At 67.3% G+C, this 21,488-nt stretch carries 20 protein-coding genes; 12 read left to right on the forward strand and 8 right to left on the reverse strand.

The genetic code is table 11. The annotated features are described in order from the left end of the window. Positions 1-95 precede the first annotated feature (95 nt). Positions 96-863 carry a hypothetical protein gene (locus QRN40_RS17925; RefSeq protein WP_285117299.1) on the forward strand — a complete coding sequence of 256 codons (768 nt, stop codon included), beginning with the start codon at positions 96-98 and terminating at the stop codon, positions 861-863. Between the two features lie 91 nt (positions 864-954). Here the strand turns inward: QRN40_RS17925 and QRN40_RS17930 are convergent, their stop codons facing one another. Both QRN40_RS17930 and QRN40_RS17935 read right to left on the reverse strand, forming a co-directional pair. Beyond that, positions 955-1,689: a hypothetical protein gene (locus QRN40_RS17930; RefSeq protein ID WP_285117300.1), complete on the reverse strand. Its 735-nt coding sequence runs from the start codon at positions 1,687-1,689 to the stop codon at positions 955-957. Then, positions 1,686-2,060 (reverse strand): hypothetical protein, encoded by a 375-nt coding sequence (locus tag QRN40_RS17935; protein WP_285117301.1) that lies wholly within the window; start codon positions 2,058-2,060, stop codon positions 1,686-1,688. Before QRN40_RS17935 ends, QRN40_RS17930 begins: the two co-directional genes overlap by 4 nt. Before the next feature lie 244 nt (positions 2,061-2,304). Here QRN40_RS17935 and QRN40_RS17940 point away from each other — a divergent pair, with 244 nt between their 5' ends. Then, entirely contained in the window at positions 2,305-3,390 is a 1,086-nt protein-coding gene (locus QRN40_RS17940; RefSeq protein WP_285117302.1) for a hypothetical protein, read from the forward strand. Then, on the forward strand, positions 3,387-4,070 hold the full coding sequence (locus tag QRN40_RS17945) for an RES domain-containing protein (RefSeq protein WP_285117303.1): 684 nt from the start codon (positions 3,387-3,389) through the stop codon (positions 4,068-4,070). The genes QRN40_RS17940 and QRN40_RS17945 overlap by 4 nt, the downstream gene beginning before the upstream one ends. A gap of 108 nt (positions 4,071-4,178) precedes the next feature. On the opposite strand, the gene QRN40_RS17950 is transcribed toward QRN40_RS17945, so the two are convergent. Next, complete coding sequence (locus QRN40_RS17950) at positions 4,179-4,622, reverse strand: hypothetical protein (protein ID WP_285117304.1); 444 nt, start codon at positions 4,620-4,622, stop codon at positions 4,179-4,181. Continuing rightward, positions 4,619-5,161, reverse strand: a complete 543-nt coding sequence (locus QRN40_RS17955) for a hypothetical protein (RefSeq protein ID WP_285117305.1) — start codon at positions 5,159-5,161, stop codon at positions 4,619-4,621. The genes QRN40_RS17950 and QRN40_RS17955 overlap by 4 nt, the downstream gene beginning before the upstream one ends. Before the next feature lie 458 nt (positions 5,162-5,619). On the opposite strand from QRN40_RS17955, the gene QRN40_RS17960 reads away from it, so the two are divergent. After that, positions 5,620-6,153: a hypothetical protein gene (locus QRN40_RS17960; protein ID WP_285117306.1), complete on the forward strand. Its 534-nt coding sequence runs from the start codon at positions 5,620-5,622 to the stop codon at positions 6,151-6,153. A 177-nt stretch (positions 6,154-6,330) separates the two neighbouring features. Here QRN40_RS17960 and QRN40_RS17965 read toward each other — a convergent pair whose 3' ends face one another. From QRN40_RS17965 to QRN40_RS17975, 3 genes are all read right to left on the reverse strand, one after another. After that, positions 6,331-9,129, reverse strand: a complete 2,799-nt coding sequence (locus QRN40_RS17965) for a DNA methyltransferase (RefSeq protein ID WP_285117307.1) — start codon at positions 9,127-9,129, stop codon at positions 6,331-6,333. 212 nt (positions 9,130-9,341) lie between these two features. After that, the gene (locus QRN40_RS17970) at positions 9,342-10,064 is read right to left on the reverse strand and encodes a GIY-YIG nuclease family protein (RefSeq protein ID WP_285117308.1); all 723 of its coding nucleotides are present in this window, start codon (positions 10,062-10,064) and stop codon (positions 9,342-9,344) included. Between the two features lie 796 nt (positions 10,065-10,860). Then, a complete protein-coding gene (locus tag QRN40_RS17975; RefSeq protein WP_285117309.1) occupies positions 10,861-11,691 on the reverse strand; it encodes a nuclease-related domain-containing protein in 831 nt (276 codons plus the stop codon). 135 nt (positions 11,692-11,826) lie between these two features. Between QRN40_RS17975 and QRN40_RS17980 the strand changes: the two genes are divergently transcribed. After that, the gene (locus tag QRN40_RS17980; protein WP_285117310.1) at positions 11,827-12,936 is read left to right on the forward strand and encodes a hypothetical protein; all 1,110 of its coding nucleotides are present in this window, start codon (positions 11,827-11,829) and stop codon (positions 12,934-12,936) included. Between the two features lie 394 nt (positions 12,937-13,330). After that, the gene (locus QRN40_RS17985) at positions 13,331-14,428 is read left to right on the forward strand and encodes a hypothetical protein (protein WP_285117311.1); all 1,098 of its coding nucleotides are present in this window, start codon (positions 13,331-13,333) and stop codon (positions 14,426-14,428) included. Positions 14,429-14,530: 102 nt separating this feature from the next. Here QRN40_RS17985 and QRN40_RS17990 read toward each other — a convergent pair whose 3' ends face one another. Continuing rightward, on the reverse strand, positions 14,531-15,577 hold the full coding sequence (locus tag QRN40_RS17990) for a hypothetical protein (RefSeq protein ID WP_285117312.1): 1,047 nt from the start codon (positions 15,575-15,577) through the stop codon (positions 14,531-14,533). 1,171 nt (positions 15,578-16,748) lie between these two features. Between QRN40_RS17990 and QRN40_RS17995 the strand changes: the two genes are divergently transcribed. The 6 genes from QRN40_RS17995 to QRN40_RS18020 all read left to right on the forward strand — a co-directional run bounded on the left by QRN40_RS17995 (position 16,749) and on the right by QRN40_RS18020 (position 21,393). After that, entirely contained in the window at positions 16,749-17,501 is a 753-nt protein-coding gene (locus QRN40_RS17995) for a hypothetical protein (protein ID WP_285117313.1), read from the forward strand. A gap of 139 nt (positions 17,502-17,640) precedes the next feature. Next, the gene (locus QRN40_RS18000) at positions 17,641-18,546 is read left to right on the forward strand and encodes a hypothetical protein (RefSeq protein ID WP_285117314.1); all 906 of its coding nucleotides are present in this window, start codon (positions 17,641-17,643) and stop codon (positions 18,544-18,546) included. Positions 18,547-18,598: 52 nt separating this feature from the next. Further along, positions 18,599-19,408, forward strand: coding sequence for a hypothetical protein (locus QRN40_RS18005; RefSeq protein ID WP_285117315.1), 810 nt, complete (start codon positions 18,599-18,601; stop codon positions 19,406-19,408). Between the two features lie 75 nt (positions 19,409-19,483). Beyond that, positions 19,484-19,840: a hypothetical protein gene (locus tag QRN40_RS18010; RefSeq protein ID WP_285117316.1), complete on the forward strand. Its 357-nt coding sequence runs from the start codon at positions 19,484-19,486 to the stop codon at positions 19,838-19,840. A gap of 171 nt (positions 19,841-20,011) precedes the next feature. Continuing rightward, the gene (locus QRN40_RS18015) at positions 20,012-20,476 is read left to right on the forward strand and encodes a hypothetical protein (RefSeq protein ID WP_285117317.1); all 465 of its coding nucleotides are present in this window, start codon (positions 20,012-20,014) and stop codon (positions 20,474-20,476) included. A gap of 50 nt (positions 20,477-20,526) precedes the next feature. Continuing rightward, on the forward strand, positions 20,527-21,393 hold the full coding sequence (locus QRN40_RS18020; protein ID WP_285117318.1) for a hypothetical protein: 867 nt from the start codon (positions 20,527-20,529) through the stop codon (positions 21,391-21,393). The last annotated feature ends 95 nt before the right edge of the window (positions 21,394-21,488 follow it).

The following is a 21,488-nucleotide window of genomic DNA, read 5'->3' on the forward strand; positions in this document are numbered from 1 at the left end:
ATCGGCCGACCCCTGGACGGGTTCGCTTCAGCTATGCCGCGACAACCCCGTCTCGGGTGGGGACGAGACGCTTTCCCGCCGCATCTGTAGTTGGTATGAGCGAGATGCAGAAGAAGGCGGTGGTCACCCTCGGCGGCCGCGGGTTCACCACTCACGACCGCGCGATCGACTACGCGCAGTCCGAGCTGTTCCGGCCGAGCCTCCGCGACGGTCACGCGCTGGACCGGTGGGACCTCGCTCTCGCCCAGGAGATTTGGGCGGTCGCGAACCCGGCGACCGACAATCCGGTCCCTACCCGGTTCTTCGTCGTCCGCCACGGGAACGGCCCGTTCCCGTTCGAGCTTGCGTACATCACTGCGACCGGCGCGCAGCGGGGCCTGTCGATTGCGAAGACGCTGAAGCGACCGTTCTTCGTCGACCGGAGCCCGCATCTGGTGCTCCGCCGGGCCGTGCAGGGGCAGCTCGATCGGTTCCGTAAGGGTGCCCTGGCGGCCATGCCGGAGGGGTACCGGTGTCCGGTGTCCGGCAAGAAGCTGCACCGTGACGGGGAGGACGTGGCCGTGGACCACTCCCCGGTCCAGATGGCCACTCTGCGGGAGACGTGGGCGACTCTCTACGGCGGGATCGATCAGCTGCACTTGAAGAAGACCGACGACGGGTACCGGCTCGCGTCGGTCCGTCAGGAGCGCGACTGGCAGGTCTGGCATGCCGAGCACGCACAGCTTCGACTGCTGCACCAGGACGGCTACCGCGAGGTCCGCGCGGAGCAGGCCCGGGCCCGGGTGGCCGCGGGCGGGTACCCGCCGATGCCCCGCAACTCCTCCGATCTCACCAGCGCGGAGATCGAGGAGATGACGTTCTGAGACGAGGCTTCCCGAAAAGGTGAAGCGGCCCGTGGGATGGGGATCCTCCGGGCCGCTTCGCTGTGTCTGCCGCTGGCGCGAGCCGGCTGGGTCAGCGGATGCCGTTGAGCCGCTTGTTGGCGATGACCCGGCTCGCGTAGAACTGGCGGCGCCGTGCCCGCCAGTCGCTGTACCCGTCGGACATTGCCTCGAAGGCGAGCTTCTGCTCCACGGCGATCCGACGGTCGACGGCCTGGTCGTACGCGGCTTGCACGGCCGGGTCGAGCTCCGGGTCGCCGGGCGCGTGGCCGGAGAGGAAGATCGACGACAGCAGATCCTCTTCGGCGCCGCTGGCCTTCCCGTACTCGGCCTCGAGGGGCAGGTAGACGGTCTCTCGTGCTTCCATCCGGGCCATCGCCCGGCGGATGCCGTCAGCGTTCGTCACCTGGAACGGGAGCGCCTGCTGGTCGGCGGCCGCGAGCTCGGCGCGTTCGGCCCAATAGTCCTGCGGCGTCATCCCGAGCGGGTACTTCAGCCGCCCGTCTTCGCCGATCGCTGGTCCCACCAGCGGCGCCGGCTTCATCGCTTTCCGCATCCCCTGGCTGCGTGCCGTACCGCCGCCGAGTTCGCGTTTGAGCTGCTCGCTGCGCTGCCGCTGCTGCTGCTTGCGCTGATCGGCTCCGGCGTCGCGCTGTGTGATCGCCTCGCGGGCGAGCTGGTTCGCGTCGGCGCGGAAGACGGCGGCGCTGACCCCGGCGAAGTAGTTCCGGATCCGGGTCCACCGTTTCGGGCCGCGTCCGCCCTTGGAGGCGATGAGGGCGAAGTCCGGGTCTGTGCGCCGGGTCACGCGGCGGCCGCCTCGTCGATGGCGCCGCCCTGGCGGACGTAGTCGTCGGCGGCGGTGCGAATGGAGTTGTCGGCGTATGCAGACAGCAGCGCCCGCCAGACGTGGTTCGGGGCGTCATGCAGAGCCCAGTCGTGGCGGGCGGCGAGAACGATCGCGGCGAGGGCGCTGAGCGGTTCCGCCGAACCGGCGGTGACTTCGAAGCCGGTGAGCAGGACGACGGGGAGCTGTTCGTCGGCGATGGTCTGCGCGTCGGCGGCGAGTGGGCCGGTGAAGACGCCTCCCTCCCACACGGTGGGTGTGCTGGAACCGGTGGGTGAATAGACGGTGACGGCGGTGACGTCGTCTTCGCGGTCGATGTGCGGCTGTGTCATGGTTTGGTGCTACCTCCGAAGGTGCGAGGCGCGGACTCTCCACGCTCTCACCTCCCGCAGAGGCGGCGGATTCGGCTAGGTGGTCGTTTCGCGCGCCCCCACCTCAGGGTTGACGTCCATTGACGCACAATCGCGGTCAGGCGTATCCTTGAAGAGTTGACGGCTGTTGACGGGAGGATTGTGGCGAGCACATCATCGTTCGGCCCGCGGAGGGCGGGCTCCACTGAGCATGACGAGGGCCGCGATGGCTGAGCGCCGGAGGCCCATGCAGGCGCAGGACAAGCTCGCCTTCCTGCTCGCCCTCGTCCCGTATCTGATGGACCGCGACCGCGTGAGCGTCGCGGAGGCGGCCGAGCACTTCGGCGTCGACCAGGAGCAGCTGCGCGACGCGGTGCGGCTGATCGCGGTCTCCGGCATCCCGGGCGAGACCAACGCGTACCAGCCGGGCGACCTGTTCGACATCGCGTGGGACGACTTCGAGGAGAACGACCAGATCGTTCTCACGCATCAGGCGGCGATCGACGACTCCCCTCGGTTCTCGGCCCGGGAGGCGGCCGCGCTGATCGCCGGGCTGAAGTACCTGACGGCGCTGCCGGAGAACGCCGGCCAAGACGAGCCCGAGAAGGCGGCGCTGGACCGGGTGAGGAAGATGGCGCACGCCGCTATGCTCAAGCAGGTCATCCCCGCAAACAGCCCGGCCGAGTTCCCGACGCTGAAATATGTGACTCCCAAGGGATGGGAGCGGCACGTCAAGGAGCCGAACGGTCTACGCATCCTGTACGGCGAGAAGGACATCACGCTGGATGTGGAGATGACGGCTGTGAAGCGCCAGTTCGTGCAGGCGGTCATCTCCCGACTGATCGAGGGCGGGTGGACGGAAGCGTTCGAGGAGCCGTCGGCGGATCCGGAGAAGCTGGCGGAGATGGCGTTGGCCGCTCTGCCGAGTAAGAGCCCGTGGGACAAGGAGCTCGGCCCGTTCTTCGACACGCCATCGCTGGCGAAATGGAAGGGTGTCTCCCGGCAACGGCTGGCCACTCTCCGGAAAGAGAACCGGCTGATCGGGTTGCGATCGGCGGACACCGCCGGAACGATCCTGTACCCGCGGTACCAGTTCGACGGCCGCGGTCGTCTCCTGCCGCACCTGCCGGAAATCTGGCCGGTGCTCACCGCGGGCTACCCGGAGTGGACGGCGGCAGCGTGGCTGAACACCCCCGACCCGGACTGGCAGGACCGGACCGCGGCCGATGTCCTCCGATACGGGTCAGAGGACGACGTGGCCCTGGTGCTGCGTGAGGCGACCCAGCAGGCGGCCGGAGTCGCTGCACGGTGAGCGGGCCGCCATCGAGACGGTCCGACCTGGTTCAGGGACCACCAGACCCAGACCTCGATCTGAAGGGGTTCCCGACCGACGCGCTGACACCGGAGGCGGTGATCTACCGGGCGCACGCCGCCGGGTACGGGCCGTGGTGGTACGACAACACCCCCGGGGACAGCGGCGGCCGGTTCAACCTGACCGACGCGGACCAAGGCACCTGCTACGTCGCGGACACCCCGGAGGCTGCGCTGCGGGAGCGGTTCGGGAAGACGCTCGCCCGGCTCCGCTGGATCGACGCGGAAACCGCCTCACGTGCGGAGCTGTCCCTTCTCACCGTCAGCAGGGAGCGGACCGCCGGGAACGTGAGCACCCCGGAGGCGGCCGGCTACGGAATCACCTCCGAGTTGACCGATGCGGTCCCGTACGACATCAGCCAGGAGTGGGCGGCGCTGTTCGACGGCGAAGGCTTCGACGGGATCCACTACACCGCCCGGTTCTCCGCCGGCGGTGCCGCCAACGCATGGGCGCTGTTCGGCCCGTACGGGGAGCACCCGGAGGGCGAGGACCCGGCGACCGTACCGGGCATCGAGGCATGCCGGAGCGTCGGGATCGAAGTGCGCGAGCCGGCGCCGCATCCAGACGATGTCACGATAATCCGACCCGACCCGCTCCCCGACCCCGCCACCGACACGTAACCGGTCAGCTGACGCCGCGGTTCCCGGCAATGGCGTCGAAGTGGTCAGTGAGCCGGCCGAGGAGGACAGGGTCGAAGTCGTACACGTTCTGCGCGCCCGCGTCCGCCCTCACCGGTCGATGTGCCCGCGGAGTTTCAGCAGGAGACGTTCGCCGAGGCTGAGGGAGGCGAGCGCGGCGTGGGACCGGGCGGCGTCGGAGAGGTGCTCGGCGAGCTCGTCCAGCTGGACGGCGTCGAGCTGCCCGCCGGCCGAGACGGTGATGATCGGCGTGAACGTGTGTTCGCACCAGGCGGCGAACCCGGCAACGTCTTCCGGCAGGCCGGTGGTGATCCAGGCGAACTCGCGGGGTCCGCGCCCCAGGTCGCGGACGATCGCGGCCGCGTCGGTGCCGGGCACGAATAGGACCCGGTCGAACCCATCGCCCTCGCCTGCGAGGCTGACCAGTTCGGACCCGTACGCGGAGATCAGGCGATGCACCGGTTCGACCTGGGCGAGGTGGTCGAGTCCGGAGCTGACGTACACGGTGGAAGCTGGACGGATGTCTCGGGTCATGCGAACTCCCCGGTCGCTGGCTGTGGGGACGGCCGGAGGCCGATGCTCTCCATGAGGTCGGCCGGCATGCCGTCGCCGATGGCGTCAAGCAGCTCTCGGTAGGTGCCGTCGAGGAAACCGACCACCGGGTGGGTGGCGATCAGGTGCATCTGCACGCCCGCGGGCACCTGCTCCCGGAGACTCTCCCGCTCGGCGACCGGGACGCTGTCCAGCCATACGACGACGTCGGCCGGGTTCTCTTGGATGTCGTCGAGGACCAGCTGCTTCCAGGTGCGGTGACCCCACGGGGTGAGGAACCGGTCCACCTGCAGCCCTGTGATCTGGACGAACTGGATCCCGGCTTCGAGCGTCTCGATCAGGAGAACGGTCTCGAGCTGCTCGTGCTGGCCGGTGGCCCAGTTCAGCCTGCGGACCAGGCTCGGCGAGAACGCGGCGGGCAGGGTCGCCAGCAGGTGCCGGCGCTGCCCGAAGAACGGGTCCGGGTCAGGGACGGCCAGCGTCCCGAACGGGGCTAGGTAGAGCGTGGCCTTGGTGGTCATGACGGTGGTCTCCAGTCGTGGGTGTGCCGGTCTCTCCGGTCCCCACCGATGTGGTCGGCGGACGGCTACCCCTCCCACGCCCCCTTTTTTCAAGTTCCCCTCGGTCGGCGGCTGTCGCCGTTTCGGCCGCTCCCGTGCCCCGGCCAGATAAGGCTCCACTCGCTGGCGCTCGCTCCGCCCCTCGCCTGCGGCCCGCCACCGCCACGCACCCGGATCGTCGGCGAATCGGACCACCGTGACGTTCCCGGCCTGTCGCCGGTCCGGCCACGTCTCGCGCCCGCTCCGTGACGCATCGGCACCGGCGCGCCCCGCGTCTCGTTGCCGGGCGTGAGGCGCCTGCCTCGCGCCGTTGGCCTCCCGTCACCGGGCCGTGGCGGCGGAGCGCAGCCCTGCCGAATCGTCACCGTGACGGCCCTGTGCGACGGCCTTACGCGTCCGCATTCGGTTACGGTGTCGTCATGCCGACGCCCACGCCGTCACCTATCCCGATCGAGCTGATCAACTCCGGAACACCTTGGTGGGTGAGCGTCATCGTGCCTCCCCTCGGGGCTCTCCTCGGTGCTGTTGTTGGTGGCTACATCACGTACTTCACGGTCAGGGCCAGCGATCGGCGCCGTCAGCAGGTGGAGGATCTTCGGCAGTGGGACTCCGAAATGTATGCCCAATATGCGGCGGTTGAGCGCGCCGCTGACCCTCTGTGGCGTTCTCAGGGGATCGCTGACGGCGACGGTCGGAAGCTGGCTCAACTCAACGACGTGTTGAGCAGGTCTGTCCAAGACCTTGAGAGGGTTCAGGTGGCCTTCGAGATCATCTCGCCGCCGTGCGTTCCGATCGTGTTCAAGCTCAGCGAAAAGCTGAGGGAGGCCATCGGATACGCGCAGCACAACCAGACCCCGCCCGACCACCTGCGCGAGGGCGCTGCCGACCTGATCTACGAGCTGGCGAGCGAGATCCGCAAACAGTTGCGGCTACCAGACCTCGCCGACTACTAGGCGCCCCGCTCGGCCGGGGATGTCGGACGGCCAGCCAGCGTGTCGGTTTCCGCCTGGCGTCGTTCCGAGGCACGTCGAGCCGACCGTTCGCGTGCCCTCATGCGCCGATGACCGCCTCGGCGTCGGCCCCGCGTGGCCGCCGGGAGATGAGTGCCGCGCGCGTCAGCGGGCGACCGCTCAGCCGCGACGTCGACTCACCGGGACCAGCTGCTCGCCGGCTTCGCGCCGCGTGTACGCGTCTATCAGGAAACTGAGACGTTCGGCGGTATCGGTGAAGCGTCGTCGCGCCCCGAAGGCCCGGTCTACCACCTCGTCAAGGTGCTGGTGCGCCTCAAGCAGATTCGCCGGCATGGCGTTGGGATCGTAGAGGTCTGCCAGGCTGGCGTCTCGGTAGACAGCGCGAGCGTCGAAGACGGCATCTGTGGCGTGCGAGAGCTTGGTCATGGTGGCTTCATCAGGGGTCGGCCAAGGGACCGGGAAGTACGCCAGCCCCGGCGAGATCGAGATGTCAGACTTCAGCCGGCCGGCGAAGGTTGTAACCCACGCCATGAACATGGACGATTGGAGCAGCCCGGCCTGCCACTTGAAGGCTCCGGGAAAGATGATGAGCTTGTTTCCCGCGATTACGTCGGGCGTGTAAAAGCGTCCCGGTATCCAAGTGCGGTTCTCGGATGACACTTCCGGCAGTGCGAAGTACGCCTTGTCCGGCTGGCGGTCCTGCGTGAATAGTCCTGGCTTGTTGGCGTAGTCACGCACGGAGGAGGTTGGAGATTCTTCACGGGCTGAACGCACACCAGCGAGACGTTCCCGCAGGATGGGCGAAGCGCGGATGTCAGCGGGCTCGGCGTACTTCATCCACAAGCACGAGCGTAAAGGGCGCCCCTGCAGCATGTCTTGACCCTGCACAAACTGTCGCAGGTACCGCCGCGCTTTCTCGTCGGCCAGCACTTGGGGCAGCTGCTCCTCGGTGACGATCAGGTGGCCGCCGTCGGTGGGCTGGCTGCCCTTGTGCGCGTTCGGCATCCCGATTGTGGCAGGCCTGTTGAGCTTGGCGGGAACGATGCTCGCACCGTCTGCGAGATAGAAGTTCAGTCGTTGCACCGGTCGCTCGATCGGTTGGCCTCCGATGTGGTTGTAGGTGAAGAGGCGTGGCTTTCGTCCCGGGCGGGCGCTGGCCGAGAAGCCGACGACGACACAGTGGACCGAGGCCGCGCCGGGAGCTTCCGACGTCCATCGGAAGGTCCGGTGCCCGAAGTCGACGGTGAAGCCGTTACGTTCGAGGAGCGGCACCATTGTGCGCGCCTGCTCGCCCTGCGTGATCGAGTTGGTGGACACAAACGCCACCCTCGCGCCGGTGACACCGCGGAGGCTCGCCATTGCCTTCGCGTACCAGCAGGCGACATAGTCGAGGCGGCCGGCGCGAAGCCCCGACGAGTCAACGGCCGCGAACGTTAGACGGTTGTCCGCCTGCTGATCGGCGGTCATCCTGCTCATCCCGATGAACGGCGGGTTGCCCATGACGTAGAGGTGATCCGTGATGTCCGTCACAGTCGTCCAGTCCATGCGCAGTGCGTTGCCGACGTGAATCGTTTGGATCTTGTCCAGCGGAAGAGTGTCCGGCGCGGCCCCGAGAGCCGACTCCATCGCCCGATTGGCCTGGTGCTCCACCAGATGCAAAGCGGTTGCAGCGATCTGTGCCGGCCATTCCTCCAACTCGATGCCGTGGAAGCTCGACAACCGCACCGACAGGTGTTCTTCCGTAAAGAACATCGTCCGTGCGGTCTCGCCGGACAGCTGCTGCAGCCGCAGGAGAACCTCAAGATCGAGGGCCCGCATCTCCCGATAGGCGACCACCAGGAAGTTGCCGCACCCACATGCGGGATCGAGAAAGCGCATCAAACCCATGTCAGCACGGAGCTTCGAGAGAGCGCGTGCGTCGTGGTACCCGTCCACGAATCGCTGCCGTAGTTCGTCGAGGAACATGGGGCCGATGACTTTGAGGATGTTCGTCTCGGTTGTGTAGTGCTCGCCGAGCTCTCTGCGCGCGACTTTGTCCTTGACGGCCTGGAAGAGGCTGCCGAAGATCGCTGGGCTGATCGCTGACCAGTTGAACAGCGCCGCTTCGATGAGGCGTGTGCGCATGGCCTGGTCAAAGGACGGGATCGACAGCGGCTCTTCGAAGACTCCACCGTTCACGTATGGGAAGCGGGCGATGAGCTCATCTAGGTTGGACTGACGTCGGGAGGGTTCCCGTCCCAGCACTTGGTAGAGCAGCGATAGCTCAGGGCCGAGGTCTGAACCGTCTTCGGCTGTACGCGTCTCAAGAAACTCGAGGAACAGGTCCTTCTCCCAGAGACCGGCGTCGTCGGCGTAAAGCGCGAACAGCGTACGGACGAGAAACACACTGGCCTCATGGTCCGAGTATCCCGACCCCTCCAGCCCGTCATACAGGCCAGCCATGAGCTTGGCCGCCTTGATGGACGCGGCCTCTTGCTCCTTCGAGCCGAACGAGCGCTCCCCATATCCAGCGAAGAAGGCCAGCTTCTCGGCATGATCGCGCAGATCAGCCAAGGAGAACTCGACCGCGGCCGTCTCACGGGCGTCATGCAGGTCAATCAGCCTGAACCGGCGGAAGTCACTGGTCAGCACCCATCGTGGAATCTCAGGATCGGGCAGGTCGTGGATATAGTCCAGCGCCTGCTGCTCGGCGGCGGCCAGGTCCTTCCCTGCAGACTTCATTTCGATCAGAGCGAGGCCTGGGATGAGTGCGTCGATATAGCCGCGCGAGCCCGTTGAAGCCCGCTTCACCCGCCGCTCGTAGTACGCCGCACGGGTTTCCGTGATGCCGTAAACGGCGAGCAGATCGCGCACAAACGACTGTGCCTGCTGCCTCTCATCACCCGGCTCATCAGCCCAGTCTCGGCTCAGCTTCGCCGCGCGGGACCGGATCTCATTCAGCGATAGCGACTTGGCCACGTGCCAAACCTACCGTTATGCGCTCCGACAGGAACGACAGCCGCGCCCCGTGGCCGTTCACTGATGGTTCACGTCGACGGGACGCGTGCGGGGCGCCGTGAAACCCACGTGTGGGAGTAGTGCAACCTATTCGGTTCGAGAACGCAGCGGGAACGATCCGCCGTCGGCGACCGAGGAACGAGGGAGCCGGCTTCATCAGCCGGCAACGATCGTCACCCGGAGACCGTGAGCTGGCGCCGCTTCACCTCTCCCGCGATGAACATCGCGCGGAACCCGGTCATCAGACCCCCATTGATGCGATTCAGGAGAAGATCGGCCGGGTACTTGCTCACGATCCGTGTCTCAAGCTGGTCAGCGTTGACGGTCCTCGCTGCGAAGATGCGTGTCGTGTCTAATGCACGGAATGCGTCGATCGAGATTACCGATTCGTGGACACCGCCCCAGAGAAGTCGATCAAACTGCTTGGTGCCCGCCCAGTGGGCTTTCAGGCGCCTTCGGATGTCGGTGGACTGTCCGATGTAGCACTGCTGGTACTCGTCGAGCACCATCACGTAGAGGCCCTGCGCGCCGTCCCACTTCCGCAGGTCGCTCACGGGCTTCAGACTCCGATTGCGCTCAAGCATCGTGGAAAGGGCAGCCTCGAAGTCTGCTTGAGCTATCTGGGCGAAGGACGCCATGTTGAGGTCGAAGTTCTCAAGCGCTTGGGCGCGATTCCTGGCGCAGAACTCATCCGAAAGAATGCGGTGGTCTTCATGCTCGTAGATCGAGGAGAGCGCTTCCCACTGCGCAGGACTCATCTCTTCGCGCGAGAAGTAGACGGAGGGCTTCTTGTTGACGATGGCGTACGTGTCTCGGGTGAGGCGGAATCCGTATTTTCCGCGACGGATCCGCTCTCCAAAATGGTCGACGACAGCCGGCTCGGTGGGCGTTGGCACCTGTCGGTTCCGTAAGCGCCCACGTGCTGGGGGCACGGACCAGTCCATGCAGACTTCCTCCAAGCTCGGTGGGCGACCCGGCGTGAGCCGGGTGCCGCAGCCCACGGTAGCGCCTGTTATCGGTGAGGCTCTGGCCCCAGATTTGGAGGCGACGACTCTGAGCTTCATCTCGCCCGGATCGCCGCCACAACGCGGCTCCTCGCAGAAGGGACGGTGCATAGGACCGGAACGTCGGCGCACCGACGGCGACACGGCGGCGCGCCGGCCACGTTCGAGACGGCGGCAGAACGGTTTCGGGCCGGGAGCGTCACGGTCACGTGCCGGGCGGAGCGACGAAGGAGCGGAGCCCGGCAGGGCCGCGGTGACGGTGGCTCTGCAGCAGCGAAACGTCAGGCCCGCCGGCCAGAGCCCGGTGCGCCGGCGTTGAACGCCTTCACGCTAGACGACTCCACACGCGTAAGGTCCAGGGGTTGGACGGGCTCGCTGATGGGTATGCGCTTGAGCGACGGCATGATGACGTCGCCGCCCTCCGGCACTCCCCCGAACCGTCCTGATCCTCCGCAAACGGTGATCCGGTCAGCGAGCATATGCGAGTAGACAACGCCCTGACGCCGGCTCACCCGAACGGTCTGCTCGCACACCGGGCAGACCGACTCACGAGAGACAGCTTCCTTGCGGCTCTCGCTACTCATGACAAACGGTAACCCGGAAGTCAGGGGCGAAGCCAGAGGTCGGGCGGCCCCAACTCAGGGGCTCCTATTTGACGCCGCTCCAAGGCGACATCTGGATGGGCGCGTCAGCTGTAGGGAGGGAACGCGACGGCCAAGACCCTGAGGGTCCGATTGACGGTCTGCGAGTCGATCGTGCCCGGCCGGGCGACGATTTCGGCTACCTTCTTTGGCCATAGGACGGTCACCGTGTCGACGGTGAACGGGCGTTGAAAGAAACCCCAAGTGCCATCGACAAAGCAGAGCATGCCGTATGCAGGGACGGTCTCGAGACCGGCGGCGTCGAGCGCCGAACGGACGCGGGCGACCTGCTTCTCTACACCGGGGACGAGCTTGGTCCTGTCCCGGCCGGCGACAACCAACTTCTCGACTCGCTTAGTGAACAGGCCGCCCTCGATCCGCTGTTGGACCTGGCCCTGGTAACGCTTCGCGTCTATGACGAACACTCCCTGGGAGGTGACCACAAGGTGGTCGATATTCGCGGAGGATCTCGGGATCCGACGGTCATGCAACGGTCGCACCGTGTCAGCAGCGGCCGCGTCGAGCCAGGCGCCCAGCTTCATCTCGCCGTCCCCGCCGCGCGCCCACGCGCGCGTGCTTTGCGGGTCGTCGCTGAGCGCGAGAAGGAGTCCGCCGAGCTTTGGATGTGCGGCCCGGATCCTTTCTTCGCGAGCGTTATGAAGTTTCTGGTGTTGGCGCGCGGCGGATCCGCCAGCCTGGCCTCGGATGATTTGCTCGTCTTGCGGCGGGGTGTCGCACGAGACACACCGCACCGACTTCGATGACCGGTCGTACACAGCGACCGTCCCTGCAGAGATGTCCTTGCCGCAGTTAGCGCAACGGCCGGCGTAACGCAGCCGCATCACCTTGGACGCTGCAGACTCCGCCTCCGCTGTCACCGATGCCCCTCCTCCGTGTGCCACGACGCTACCGATCCGGGCAGCGTCAACCTCAGCCCTAGTTGCAGGGGCAAGCACCACGGTGGAACGCGGAAATGGCGGTGGCAGCCTCCAGACTGGTGGGTGGAGGTGCGCATGAGCGAGGAGAATCCGGAACCCGACGAGGGCCCGCAGACGGAGAAGGCTGCGGACCCGGCGGGGCGGCCGACGCTGGGAAGCGCGTACTTGGCGGCAATCGGCGGCGGGAGCTTGGTCGGGCGGCTCAACGCTCAGCTGGCCGACAGTATGGATCTGGGAAAGATGGGTGCTGTCGCTCAGGCGCAGTCCTCCCTGATCAGCGCGATGAACGCGACCGCCAACATCTCCTCGCTCTACGACCAGGGCTGGATCAAAGGGATCGCCTCGGAGTCGGCCCGCTCACTGGTCGCGCAGGCGGCGTTCGCGGTACCGCAAGGCGCGGTCGCGAAGGCGGCGGTGGACGCCGTGCGCGGCATCAGCCACCCCGGCGTGTCCTCGCTCATCCTGCAGGCGCAGCAGCTGATCCCGCAAGGCGCCATCGCGCAGGCCGCGGCCGACGCGGTGCGCGGGTTCGCTAACCCTGGCGTCGGGTCGGTGGTCGCTGAAGCTCTCGCAGCGACGGCCTCCCCCGCCATGCAGGAGCTGATGAAGATGAGACTGCCCGGGTTCAGCCTCGACACCTCCCTCGGAGCCCTCGCCCGCGCTGCCGTGTTCGAGCAGGAGTTCACCACGGTGCAGAAGGGGATGGGCGCCGGGGCGTGGGGGCTGCTCCAAGGGCGTCTCGACACGCACCCGCTGCTGTCCGCCGAAGTCACCGGGTTCGCCCGGGCGGCATCCGCGCCACCGAAGGGACCGCTGAAGGTGCCGGCGAAAGAGCTGCATCAGCGGGCTGAGCGGATCGAAGGCATCCTCGACAGCGAGCCCGAGCTGCGGCACGAGCTGGCGTTGCCGCTGGCGGAGGTGCAAGCGGTCTCGGCAACGGACGACTACGACGTCCTCAACTTCGGTGCGCTGTTCGACGCCCGGCACCGCCGCGGCATGGTCACCGGGATCGCCCTTGCCTTCGGTGTCACCGTCAGCGTTGCCCGGTTCCTGATCGGCGCCGGCACCGGGCAGCCGGTCGAGATGGCTGCCTGGGACGGAGTCGCCAGCGGGGCGACCGTCTACCTGTTCGTCAGCGGCCGCCGCCCCGGAGGTGGAAACGACGAAGCGGGCGGAGCCCACTGATGAGATCCGCCCGCTATCCAGAGGATGCGAAGCCACGGGAGCGCTCAGACTAGCGACTGTGCTGGCACCGGCGCGAGCCGGGCGGCGAACCGGTCGTCCTCACGTTCGACCGACGGCTGTGTCGCGCTGAGCGAACGATTGACGCTTCGCACCAACATGCGATAACCGGTCCAACGCGGCGCCCGCCCCGGCTGCGATGTCTCCTGCCGCAGCTTGTACCACGGCTGGCGTGCGGCAGTCGATGCTGCTGAATGGGCGCTTAGAAGCGGCGGTCTTAGCTGCTCGCTGTCACGCTTCGCAGACCGATCGCAGTGGTCAGCACAAGGAGACTGAGCATTCTCTCCCGTCCGTATTCGCCCTACCGTTTGTGTATGGACCGCAAAGGAGCTCCGCCATGCCAATCCGCAGACTGACCCGCAAGGTTCGAAACCCGGAGGCGGTCGCAGTGGCCGCTATCGCACTGCGTGGATACTTGGACCCGCAGATTGCCAAGTCTGACTTCCAAGATGCGATGAACAAGAAGTTCGACGAACTCAAGCTTGATAAGGATGCAGCGGCGAGGATGCTAGCCACCTTTGACCGCACGAAGCCATCCGTTCGAGAGCGAATGTTCGGACCGTTAGCAGTTCAGAAAACCATACCCGTCGGGTACAAAGTCAACCTGCGACCGCCCGTTCTCGCCGGTTCGTCGACACAGTTAATGCGATCTCCGATTCGGGCCGCGGCAAACCAAGCCGCGGAACCAGCAGCCGCAGCCGCGGGACTCGCCCGGCCTCCCGACCAAACCCACCCGGACCCAGGCGAGGGAGGCCAGCGGGCTCCGAAGTTTGCCACCTATACGATCACGTATGAGGGGATGCACTGCATCGACGAGACTCATGCAGATTGGGCTGGCTCGGACGAGACTTACGTGGTGACCAGCGCACTCCACATCACCAAACAGGGTGACAATGTCGTCCGCAGCGAACGGCACCCTCTCCGCAACGGCCAGTCTGGAATCTATGGGGACGTCGATTCGCATGAGACGTTCGTTGGCCCTCGCGCTGCCGTGTGGAGCGCTCGTGAGGACAAGTTCATCGCCGGTACGTCAATCACCACAACCTTCTTCGAGCATGACTTCGGTGACCCCGACTACTACAAGCAGGAGGTTGAGGACGCGGTTATCGTTGCGATCGCAATCGTCGCTCACTTCTTTCCGGGCGTTGGTACCATTCTGGCCTTGATCGAGTCGAAGCACTTGATCTCGGACTTCATCAACGCTCTACTTAGCACCGGGGACGACGAAATCGGCACTACCACCGTCATCGTCGAGACCGATGAGCTCGAGGAGCTGAGTAGGACGCACACCGTGGAATATTTCGAAAGGCGCGGGGATCCTGGAACCGGCTTGGACTATCAGTTCCTTGTGGAAGTAAACGATAACGATTACGTCGCAGCCTTTCAGGTGCGGCGCGACCCCCCACTTCCCCCATTCGAGATTATCGTCGAGTAGCCCGCGCCTGCAGTCAGAGCGGGCAAAGCCCACCGTCGGATCGCCGTCGCTGCGGGCGAATCCTGATACCGGTTCGGTGTCGCGCGGCGCGCCAGGACTCTTCTAGACGGCAGCCGGCGCGATCAGGGGCGCGGCAGGCACGGTCTCCCACGGCAGGGTGTCGATGATCCACTCGGCGAGAGGGTGTTCGCGCTTGTTGAGCCGCCAGGCCAGCTGGTGCTTGATGCGGGCGGTGACGACCGGGTTGGTCAGCTGCGGCTGCACCTCCGCCCGCCACCACGGTTGGAACGCCTTCCACCAGGCGTTCGTCCGCTCCTTGTCCCAGGACTTGGCGGGGAGCGCACCGAACTTGGTCCGGAGGCTGGTAAAGAAGGTCTCGTCGAGCTTCTCATCCATCGCCTTGCGGGCGGCGTTGTTCTTGGCGAACTCCGCGTTCTTCGCCGCCTGGACCGCGCGGGCCTGGTTCGCGGCTTCAACCGCGTCGGCGTAAACGTACTTGGCGAGGGTGGTTTCGCTGAGCGCTTCCAGCTGCGGCAGCAGCGGCGCCTGGCCGATGCCGGGCTGGCCTGCGCGGGTGAACTCGGCGGCGACCTTCTTCCGAAGCTGGGTGCGGGTCTTCGCGGACAGGCCCAGGGCCGGGTCCGCCGGCGCGGCCGCCAGGGCGAGCACGGACGCCCACCAGCCGCGGATTCCATCCCACCCGGCGGCGTACGCCCAGGTCGGGTCGGTCACCGAGAGGATGAGCTCGGCCAGCGGGTCTGAGGTGTCCCCGATCGCGAGGGCGGTGATGGTGTCAGCGTAGGTGTCGCCGATCTCGAGCTCGCGGGCGTCGCCGCGGGAGCCGAGACGGTACCGGTTCACCCGGTGGATGGACTTCCCCGCGGGGCGGAGGAAGCCGAACTCGGCGGCCTGCTTCACCAGCCGCCACGTCGCCCGCTCCCCCAGGTTCATCCGGGTCGCCAGGAACGACGTCGACGCCAACGCCGTGTCGAACGTCGTCTGCGGCTGCGTCAGGATCTGCACACCGATCATCGCCGTCAGCACCCGGGTCGGAACTTCCGCCCGCGGCGACAGCACCAGCTTCCGCGCGATCGGATCCCCAACCTGCGCCGCCCGGCCCGCGCGCACATCCGCTTCCGTCGCTTCCACGAACGACGGCCGCGCCGGCCCCGGGGAGAGGAGGAGAGAGAGAAGCGATGTTGCCAGGTGGACACGTCGATTGGCGACAGCGGTCTTCTCGCACGTGGACGGAGTATCCGACAGGTGGTTCATCGCCTTCGTGAGAGTGGACGCCCACTGACGGTTGTCCTCAGCGATACGACGGACAGGATCGTCTTTCTCGGTGACAGACAGGAGCAGCTGGCGAACAGTCGCCGAAGGCGTCGTCGGAAGCGTGCCGCACAGAACAGCAAGCAGTTGGGTGACCGGAGAACGATCACGGTTGGCAGCCAGAAGCCGACGAACAGCGGACTTCGGTTCCTCCCGTTCCGGGCGAGGATCGAGGGCGGTGGTGAACGAGACGGGCATGGCGTGGGAGTCCTTTCATGACAGGGAGCTTTCAGCTTCAGCAGCGAGCACCGCGAAGCGGAGCGCAGCTGCAAGAAGCTGAAATGCGGCGAACAGATGGGGAAGGGCAGCCGAGCCACGTGAAACGCCGGAGCGTGTGCAACAACAGCGACCACGAACCGGGCGCGTAGCGCACGGGTCAAGGGGACACGAGACCGCGCTCGCTTCGCTCGCGCGCGCATGCGGCCCGGACACGTCAAGGGAACGTTTCGACGGGCGCGCCGATGGCGCGGTTGCGGTTCGTCAGCGTGCAGGGGGCGTACCGGTAACGGGTAGCCCCTACCGGGGCGTCACGGGGCGCAGGCGTTGCGGTTCCGATCCGCTGCGCGCCGGGCGGAGCGAAGCGGAGCCCGGTTGTCGGCGTGGCGCTGCACGCATCGCGTGCGGGCCGGTGGCGGGCCGCGCTTCGCGCGGGGCGCGGCCGTAGGCCGCCGTAACGGATGCTTGACGGCAGCGGGCCGGGAACAGGACGCGGGCGGGCCGGCCGAGCGGAGCGAGGCCGGGGTGGCGGCGTCGCGTACTCGTAGCGGGTACTCCGACAGATCCACCTTCAGTTAAGAACCCACCCCCTTTCACAGCACCTCGGGGACTGAGGGTTCTCACCTCTTGGGTCTCCTACGGACCGCCTCCGGGCACCGGCCGATTGGCCGGGAGATCTGCGGCTGGCGCGGGAGGCAGGCGGCGGGGCCGACCACATCCTCCGCGCGAGCCCGGACGGTCTGGGCTCCCGCCGTCTCTGGAAGGGACCCACCTGATGCCTACGTTCACGAGCAAGACTGTCGAGCAGGCCCGTGCCGCCCGGCCGATCGCCCGCTGGGACACCACCTCGCGCAGCTTCGTCATCGTCGCCGCGGTGGTCCTGGTCATCACCTTCACTGGCCTGTTCGCTGTCTCTGCGGAGGCGGCGATCTGGGTGACCGAACCTGGCCGGCTGAACCTCGCCCCGGCCCTGCGGTGGGCACTCGTCGTCGGGCTGGACGGTGCCCTGCTCGCCAACGCTCTGAGCCTCGCGGTGCAGCGCGGCCGCGGCGAATCGGGACGGCTGGCGAAGTGGCTGATGGCGGCGTCGCTGGGTGTGTCCACCCTGATCAATGTCGCCCGCGGCCTCAGCCTGCACACTGATTCGCTGCCGGCGACGGTGGCGACGATCGCGGTCACCTGCATGATCCCGGTCCTCATCCTGGGAGCTACCGAGTCGGCGTTGAAGGTCCTGGTCCGCCCGGCCGAGGGTGACGCTACCCGGCTGCAGGCGATGGCGCGGCTCGCTGATCGCGGGGTCCTCGCGGACACGGGCGCGAGCTCGCCGGCGGCGAAGGTGGACCTGGCTGAGGTCATCCGCTCCCTGGCGGCCGCGGAGCCGGAGCTGTCGCGGGCGGCGATCGCCCGACGCACCGGCGCCTCCCCCGCCCAGGTGAAGGCCGCATTGGACGGGCAGGTGAAGCCGACCCGGACCACCACGGCGGCGCCGCTGGACGCCGATGGAGTACCGGAGGTGCCCGAGTACTGACCCGGTCGCCTGCGCGCCTGCCGACGCCCGTCCTGCCGCTATGGCGGGGCGGGCGTTCTGCTGCGGGAGGTTCACCGCAACGCCGACCACATCCCTTTCCGGGAGCCGGGACAGACGGCTTCCCGGAGAGGAGGCGTCGATGAACGCCAAGTACCAGAGGGCCGTCGCCATCATGGAGGACGCCCACGTCGACCAGCTGTTGGAAGCACTGTCCGGCCTCGGCGACCGCACCGTCGCCATCGAACTGGACGGCCGCACGCTCATCCTGACCGGGGAGCAGATCCTGAACCGGATCGGCCGCGCCGTGATGGCCTGCATCACCGGGCCGTGGCGGGACTTCATCAGCCGCGCCGGCTCGCCCATCCTCACTTCGGAGGAGGCGATCGCGGAGGCCGCCGCCTCTGTCTCCGACCACCTCGTCAAGCTCCGTGAGGGCCGGGTGAAGACCACTGGTCAGGGCGTGCTCCGCAATGAAGCCGTTCGCGGCGCCTCCCGGGTCGCCCGAGCGATCGAAGGCCGAGAGAGCAACGCGTCCGGTGTCAGCTCAATCCAGCGCATGCAGGCGTTCGTCGCCGTCCGTGTCCTCCCGGCGCTGACCCAGCGGCTGGGCCGAACCCCCACCGATGACGAGCTCCTCACAGCCGCGCAGACCGCCTGGGCAGCGCAGCCTCAAGCTCGCGGCCGTCGTGCGCTTACCGCCCGCGACCTGCAGCCACTGCAGCCTCGGCGGACGGGGAGCTTGACCGTTGGCAACGGAAGCAGCACCCCCGACCTGTTCGAGACCGTTCTCTACCGGCAGGCGGCTACCGATGCCGACCACCGCGTCGCGGACCCGCTGGACCTGCTGATCGAGCGCGAGGACGCCGAGGAGCGTCGGGAAGCCGCGCGTGCCGGCCTCGCGGCCCTGGACTCGGAAACGCTGCGAATGGTCCTCGAGGTCTTCGGCCAAGACGGGGAAGTCGCAGCGCAGGCGGGCCCGACCGCTCGCAAGCGCGTCCGCCGCCGGATGGCGACCCGGGCACGTCTGTTCGCCGCCGCCGCGTGAGTTGACCGCGTCGGGGGGACAGACGCCTTCCTTCGCCGCATCTGTCTAGGGCATGAGGGACACCACCAAGGACCAGGCCAACACCGCCACCGCCAACGAGCTGAAGGACCGCCTCGCGCAGGCGACCACCGCCAACGAGCAGCGCGAGATCATCCGCCAGCTCAGCGAGATCCTGATCGACATCGTCGCGGTGTGGACACGAAAGTTCCACGCCTCCTTCGCCGGGACTGTCGAGTTCGACGACCTGAATGGTACCGCCCACGTAGCCATCTTCTCGGAGCTGAACAGCCTCGCCGGTAACCCCGCCAAGCTGAACAGCATCCGTGACCTCCTCGGCCACCTGCACACCATCGCCCTCCGCGAATGCCAGCACGAGTCGAACGAGAACGGCTTCGTCGACCGCCGTGACGTCACCTACATCGAGAAGGCCCGCCGCGAGCTCGAAGCCGCCGGGCAGGAGGCCACCCCGGCGGCCGTCGCGACCCTCGCTAACAGCTACAACGCGGGCGGGGAGCGTCAGCACCGCCGCACCCTGACCGCCGACGACGTCCGCGGTATCCACGTCTCCTCTGTCGAGGACGCCGCTGTCGCCGAGTGGATGCCTGCCACCGCCAACACCGAGGACGAAGCCCTCGCCCCGGAGCACTCCCGCCAGCTCGCCGCCCAGGCCCTCTCCGCGCTCACCGACAACGAGCGCGGCCTGGTCCTCTCCGTCCTGGTCGAAGGCAACTCCCGCGTGAAGGTGTGCAACCAGTTCGGGTACACCACCCGCGAGGTGCCCGGCGTCATCGAGACGCTGATCGCCAAGATGCGGTCCGCGCTCGGCGGCCTCGACCTGGCCGACCTCAGCTACGCCGCCTGACCGCGACGCGCCCGGGATGCCGCACTCACACCAGCTCCGGCATAGCTGGAACCACAACCGAAAGGACCGACCACCATGTACTACCCACTGCCTGCCGACTCCCCCACCCAGCAGATCGCTGCCGCTGTCCCCGCTCCCGTCCCGCTCTCCATCGAGGCGTGGCAGGACCAGATCATGCTCGCCCGCATCAAGCAGCAGGGTGACCTGTGGCGGCGCGGCGAGCGAGCTGATCTCCGCTGGCTGATCCAGCGCAAGGTGTTCAAGACTGAGCTCGACGAGCACGAGGTCATGCGCTGCCTCGGGCACCCGACGCTCGGCCCAGCCTTCCGGCGGTACATGGAGCGCCAGATGCTCGTCAAGGAGATCGCACGCTCGATGCGTGAGGCCCGCGACGGAATCGCTGTCATCGAGGTTACTGGCGGCACTCGCTGAAACAGGGGCCGGACTCTGTCACACCTCACCGCCGCGCCCCGCGCATAGATGACCTGGAAGGGGCGAGTGACTCAGGGGACGGAGTGCTCGCCCGCGAGACCTGCCACCCGCACCACCCAACCGCCCGCACAACCCGTGCGGGCGGTTTCCCCGCTGGAGGAGGAGGAACGCATGGACGGTCGCAGCGAGTTGGAGCAGCTTGCGCTGACCCTCGCAGCACCAGATCCCGACCTCCGCGTCGATCTGACGGTCCGCCTGGGCGCAGGTCGCTGGCAGCCGACGCAGTTCTTCACGATCCCCGCCCTACTGGCGGCAGTCGGCCGACCGAGTGCGCCTTACGTCGCGTTCCTGGCCGAGCTTGACGACCGAATGCCAAGGCTTGTCTCCGTCACAGGTGACGGCCGGCATTTCGTCATCGACGCGGGGACCGACCCTGCGGAGCAGCTTCGACGGGTGCAACGCCGCGCCGTCCACGACAACGATCATGGCCGGCTCATCCCCACGTCGGCGGCGGCCGGGTGGGAGTCGGCTGCCCCGGGCCAGGCCTTCACTCGACGGGAAGCTGCCGGCATGGTCGCCGCCATCTTGCTCGCCCATCACCTCGACGACGACCCTGATGAGTTCGTGCTGCTCTGAGTGCTGCGCGGTGTCGGCTCGCGGCCGTACCGTTGAGGAGGAGGTGCGCGATGTCGGTGGAGTGGTCGCCTGTCGGCAACGCCCACGCGATCGAGTGGGTAATGCAGACGGCACCGGGCCAGCAACCGTACGCGCTGATCCGCCTGCTGCAGATGGGCGACCTCTCCCGCCCCGACGAGTTCTACCGGGTGGTGACCTGGGCGCCGACCAGCGAGGGGCGCCGGCTGATCGGCTACTGCCCCACGCTCGAGGCGGGAGCTCAGCTCGCCTGGGATTACTACAGCGCACTGAGTAACCTCCGCCACCATTACGCCGCACGCCGCGCAGACATGAGCAAGATCGACGAGCTGAGTGGGGATCCGGCCGCCTTGGTCGCGTTCTTTCGCCAGCACCGCGGCGAAACTCCCACCGGAAGGCACACTATGACCGCAGGGCCACCTGACGCAGGGCGAGCAGAGGACGCCGCGCTCCGTGACGCATCGAATCGGGCAATCGACGGGCTCCTCGCTCAGCTGGAAGCGGGTGCGCCGAAGTCGTCGATCGTGGCCGGCATCCGCGCGGTGCGTTCCGTTCAAGCGCGAGCGCATGTCGACGGCAGTGCTGCGGCGGTCACGCGACAGATCACAGGGCTTGCCGGGCGGCTACGCGGCCGAGAGCCGGTGGACGCGGCCGAGGCGCTCGGCAACCCGCGGGACCTTCCTGTAGACGCGGTCGTCTCGTACGACACCATGCGCGAGGCCGCGAATCGTCTCGCCGCGTGGCACAACGCCCGCCGCACGGATGACGACGAAGCCGCAGATCTCGTCAGCTCCACGTGGAAGCGGGCGGAGGCCGTGGACCACGAAGACGACGACGAAGTGCTGCTCGCGAGGGAGCGGTTCGCGCGCGAGCTCCGCTGCTTGCAAGGTGCCGAATAGACCGGCGAATGATGCTCCTCTCCAATGGCGTGTGTGAGGGCGACACTCATGGTCGGAGTGGGGCGCCGTCATCGACCGGCTCGTCGCTGCGCTCC

This window comes from Leifsonia sp. fls2-241-R2A-40a, from assembly GCF_030209575.1.
Lineage (GTDB): Bacteria > Actinomycetota > Actinomycetes > Actinomycetales > Microbacteriaceae > Leifsonia.